Below are 4639 nucleotides of genomic sequence, written 5' to 3' on the forward strand. Positions count from 1 at the left end.
AGCAGGTGGCCGCGCAGCCGGCCGGCCGCTTGTGGTGGCCGTGGCCGCCCGGGTGGTGCTGGCCGGCCGAGGCATGCCGGTGGCAGTCGGGGCCGTCCGCGCCGTCCGCCTGGAGGGCCGCTCCCGCGGGCGCGTCGGCGGAGCCGGCGGCGGCCGCGTGCCGGTGGTGGGCGTGCGGGTCGGCGGGGGCCGCGGCCTGGTCGACGGCGGCGTGATCGGCTGCGGCATGGCGCTTCATCGTGCACGGCGCCGCCGGGGCGATGGCCACGGCCATCGCCAGCACGGCGAGCAACACTGCGCGAAGAACTGCCAAGGACCCAGAGACCCTCTCGTACCGGTTCCGATCCTTACACAGGCGGGCAATATCGGCAACGTACCCGTACTTTACTTTTTGTAGAGCGTCCGAAGCTGTTTACCGGCGGTTTCGGGCTGCAAGCCAATCGCCCCTGCCGTGCACGCACCCCCATCCTGCCCGCGTGGTGGCCGCCGTCCCGGCTCGGGGGAGCCCGCGACCGGCGCGAGTGCGCGCGGGACCGCGCGACCTCAGTACCGGCGCACCAGCGGCGCCTGCTCGGCCGGGGCGGTCGCGGCCCACGGTGCCCAGCGCAAGCCGAGCTTCACGTCGTGCGAATCGACGTTCTTGAAGGTCAGCGCCTCGCAAGACCCGCACTGGCCGGCATAGTTGTAGACCGTGCCGGTCTTTCCGTCTCCGAGATTGAGGTAGCGGTATGCGAGCTCGACCGTGAAGCTCGGGCTCACCTCGTAGCCGACACCCGCGTGCAACGCCCAAGCGAGGTTCGTCTTCGAGCCTGCCTTCGCGTAGGCGAGGCCCTGCGTGACGACGTTCGTGTCCTTGAAATTGTCGAGCGTGATCCGCACCGCGCCGACGCCGGCGCCCAGGAACGGCGTGAGGCCGTACCAATTGCCGAGATCGACGTAGCCGTTGAGAAGCACGGCCACTTCACGCTTCGACGCGGTGTACTCGTCGGTGCCGTACCCGAGCGGCAGGCTCGCGTCGCGGTAGCGCTCAAGCCCGGTGAACGCGGCGGCGCTGCGATACTCGCCCGTGACGTCGGCCCGGAACCACCGGCCGAAGCGGTAGCCGGCGCCGCCGCCCGCGAGCGGGGCGCCCGCGAAACCCAGATTGACCTTCTCGATCGTCCCGAGCGCGTCCAGGCTGTTGGAGAGCCGTTCCACGGATTGGTTGCTGAAACCGATGTCGCCGCGGAGGTAAAAGCCCGACACCTCGGCCTCCGGCGCGAGCGTTCCGCGCAGTTCCGGCATCGGCGCGGCCGGCGGCAGGTCAGCCGCGTGTGACGGTGCCGCGAACGTCGCGGAGATCAGGCCGCAGCCGAGCAGGCCGAGCGTTCGCGCCATTTCACCGATTCCAACCATCGTCCGGTCCCTCACCCGCAGTCCCCGTCAGCGAACCCTCCCACGGCACGGTTGATATCCCCTTAACGTACCCCATGGGGGTAACGATCGACGGGGCGCTGCCATCGTCGGCAAGAGCTGAGGCCTTCGTGGGTCTAGGCGTGCGCGCGGCGCCTTCAAGACGAGGTCATTCGGCCCGGACAGGCTCCGAACTTCACCCGATCCGGAGACTTCGCCGACCCGCTGCGCCGATTACCCCCTAGGGGTGTGCAACCGTTTCAGGCCGCTCGTGCGTTACTCGATCCCGGACGGGGGATCTCAACTGCAGGAAACGACCCGGGAGGGATACGCGATGCTCAAACGGGTTCTCTACGTCTCCGCACTCGCCCTGGTCTTGGTCCCGACCGGGGCAGGTGCCGTCGGCTTCCGGATGACACCGCCGCCCTACGGCGCGGCGTCCGATCACGGTTCGAGCGCCGGCCTCGCACCGACCGCCAAGACACTCCGGGTACATAATCGCCCGGTCTTCCTCGGCTGCGTCTACTCCTATCACGAGTGCGAGCATCTCGCCCACGACCGCGGCTTCTACAACCACTTCACGCGCCATGATCACGCCACCTGCCACCATGGCCCGTCGTACGCCTGCTTCGGCCAGTAGGAACCGAGGCGGCCCTCGCTTTCGCCGCGGGACGAGTGCGTAGACAGCTTCAGGGATGGCAGCACGTCGACCCAGGCGTCCGGTGCCGTTCGGCCCGGACGTACATCGGGTCAGCCGGTCCGGGCACGTCGTTGCCGGGTGGCGCCGGCAAGTTTAGAAGGGCGCGCCCGGCCCGAGCCGGTGGGCCGAGGGGCGACCGCCGCGTCGTCTTCCTCGGCGGGCGACCGTCCCTGGCCGGCACGCCAAAGACTGTTTCGACGGACGCTAGAGCCCCCGGATGGCGAGCAACACCAAGCCCGAAGGCAACGGGAAGCTGTCCGAGGTCGAAGCGGCGATCCGCCTGCGGATGTCGCCGGAACTGCTCGAACACTTCACGCGCTACGGGGCCAAGGCCGGCATCCGGCGCAAGCTCGCGTGCGAGACCGCGGACGGGCTGCGCTGGTACGAGGAAGCCGAGCTCGCCGCCTTCGACAAGTTCCTGCGGGAACCTTGGCCGGTCAAGGAAGGCAAGACGCGTCCGCACATGCCCGAGAAGGTCCGCCTGGAGATCAAGCTTGAGGCGAACTGCGGCTGCGCGATCTGCAGCCACGGCGCGAACTGCGAGGCCGCGCATATCGAGCCCGTCTCGCAAACCCTGAGCCACCATCCCGCCGGTCTCATCTGGCTCTGCCCAAACCACCACACGGACTTCGACAAGGGCCTGTACATGCCCCGCGACGTCGACCTCGCGACCGTGCGGGCCGTGAAGCAGATGCTCGTCAACCGGCGCGTGCGGGGGTGGACCATCGAACGGAATGCGAGCCTCGCCGTCCTGCAACTCGTCCGACAGATTGAGGAGATCGGCGGCCTGTTGGCCAACGCGCAGTTCGCCGCGGCCCACGGCGCCGCGGTTGCCCTTGCTGAACAGGACATCGTCGCGCTGGAAGAGACCGCGAGCAGGGCCGCGACCGCGAAGCCGACGGCCGGTCCCGTCGGCCGGTCCTACGGCAAGTTCGCGGCCAAGGTCGCCACCTCGGCGAAGGGAGCCCGGGCGCTGCCCGGGGCTCGGATACCGACGTTCGCCGCGGCCGTCGTCGAGGCGCGGGACGAGTTCCTGCGGGACGCCTCGATGACCGCCTGCCCGCTCTGCGGGGGTGCGGGCTCGTGGGACGGCTCCGATTGCCCGGCCTGCGGGGGCGAGGGCTACATCGGCACGGCGGAGGCCCGCCGAATCGACGTATCGGCTTACCAAGCGGTGGATTGCCCGGTCTGCGACGGGCTGGGCCAGCGCAACGGGAGCCCATGCACGGCCTGCGGCGGCGAGCGTCGCATGCAGCGTCGCCACGCGGAAGCGGTCGACGCCAGGGACTACCAGGAAGTGCCCTGTCCCGTCTGCGCGGGCGTCGGGCGCCGGCAGGGCGAGGAGTGCCCGGCCTGCGGCGGCGAGAGGTCGATGGAGCGGCACGTCGCCGACAGGATCGATCCAACCGCATACGACGAGGTCGATTGCCCCCTCTGCCACGGAAGCGGGCGACGGGACGGCCTCGATTGCCCCGTGTGCCAGGGCGACGGGCGGGTCGAGGCACGGCACGCCGAGCGCGTCGACCTGTCGGACTACGCCGAGGTGCCGTGCCGCCTCTGCGGCGGCAGCGGACAGGTCAACGGCTACGACTGCCCACCCTGTGGCGGCGACGGGCGCATGGAACGGCAGCTGGCGGACCGGTACGACTGGTCACAGTATGACTTGGTGACGTGCCCGAGCTGCAAGGGGACGGGGCAGCGGCACGACTTCGATTGCCGGTCCTGTGGCGGCGAGGGTCAGGTGTACCGGCGGCAGCTCGCTTGGATCGAGGATTAGCGGCACCACCCTGCCGTTTTGCCCGAGCTCCCCACGCGAGGGCGGCCGGCGCTTCGACCGCCCAGTCCCAAGGCCGCTGTCTCGGCGCGTCGCCCGATTCGGGTGCCCCGGGTTCGAACCAGATGTCGGCAGGGCTCGCGACGACCGCGACGTTGTGGGCTCCCTGCATCCAGCCACAGCGCGGTGGGTGGGCCCTGCGTTGGGAAGGCCGGCACCCCGCCAGTGCCGCCGCGGCGCCCCCGGTTGACCTGCGGCGAGGCCTCAGGATGGCGATCGTCACCGCACGCAATCCTCAGCTCGACGAGACCGACGGTGGCGCCGCCCCCGAGGCCCTCGGCAAGAGCCGCCTCGGCTCCCCCGTCCCGTGGCGGACGTTGTCGAGGCGGCCCAAGCCGGCCGATGTCTTGCTCGTGTTGACGATGGCGACGGCGATGCGCGGGCCGACGCCGCAAGCCAAGAGTTCGTCCTCGTCGTCGCGCTCGAAGGTCAATGCCGCGGCGGTCCGGTCGACCTCGGTCAAGAAGCCCCCTGCTTGCCAGGGCGGGCGTGCCGCCATGCCCGGCTAGACGGCCTGCCCGCCGCGAAATCGCGCGAAGGTGGTGCGCACGCCCGGGCCGAACAGCACCACCTCGTAGGTGGCGGGCTCCACCCCGTCGACCTCCATGCCGGGCGAACCGACCGGCATGCCGGGCACCGCGAGGCCGGTGCCGGCAGGCTTCTCCACCAGCAGCCGCTTGATGGCCGATGCGGGCACGTGCCCCTCGATCACG

Annotated in this window: 6 protein-coding genes; 3 read left to right on the forward strand and 3 right to left on the reverse strand. The window is 70.5% G+C overall.

What is annotated here, in order from left to right; all coding sequences use genetic code 11:
- Both MFF42_RS22600 and MFF42_RS22605 read right to left on the reverse strand, forming a co-directional pair.
- Nucleotides 1–313: hypothetical protein (locus MFF42_RS22600; RefSeq protein ID WP_238257917.1), on the reverse strand; the 313-nt coding region annotated here is incomplete at its 3' end.
- 230 nt (nucleotides 314–543) lie between these two features.
- A complete protein-coding gene (locus MFF42_RS22605) occupies nucleotides 544–1377 on the reverse strand; it encodes an outer membrane protein (RefSeq protein ID WP_238257918.1) in 834 nt (277 codons plus the stop codon).
- A gap of 349 nt (nucleotides 1378–1726) precedes the next feature.
- On the opposite strand from MFF42_RS22605, the gene MFF42_RS22610 reads away from it, so the two are divergent.
- From MFF42_RS22610 to MFF42_RS22620, 3 genes are all read left to right on the forward strand, one after another.
- Nucleotides 1727–2032, forward strand: coding sequence for a hypothetical protein (locus tag MFF42_RS22610; protein WP_009866369.1), 306 nt, complete (start codon nucleotides 1727–1729; stop codon nucleotides 2030–2032).
- Between the two features lie 277 nt (nucleotides 2033–2309).
- Nucleotides 2310–3869: an HNH endonuclease signature motif containing protein gene (locus tag MFF42_RS22615; protein ID WP_192285424.1), complete on the forward strand. Its 1560-nt coding sequence runs from the start codon at nucleotides 2310–2312 to the stop codon at nucleotides 3867–3869.
- Between the two features lie 266 nt (nucleotides 3870–4135).
- Nucleotides 4136–4435, forward strand: coding sequence for a hypothetical protein (locus MFF42_RS22620; RefSeq protein WP_183667258.1), 300 nt, complete (start codon nucleotides 4136–4138; stop codon nucleotides 4433–4435).
- On the opposite strand, the gene MFF42_RS22625 is transcribed toward MFF42_RS22620, so the two are convergent.
- A partial coding sequence (locus MFF42_RS22625; RefSeq protein WP_238257921.1) for a DUF411 domain-containing protein occupies nucleotides 4432–4639 on the reverse strand: 208 nt, incomplete at its 5' end. The two genes, MFF42_RS22620 and MFF42_RS22625, sit on opposite strands and share 4 nt — an antisense overlap.

This window comes from Methylorubrum podarium, from assembly GCF_022179745.1.
Lineage (GTDB): Bacteria > Pseudomonadota > Alphaproteobacteria > Rhizobiales > Beijerinckiaceae > Methylobacterium > Methylobacterium podarium.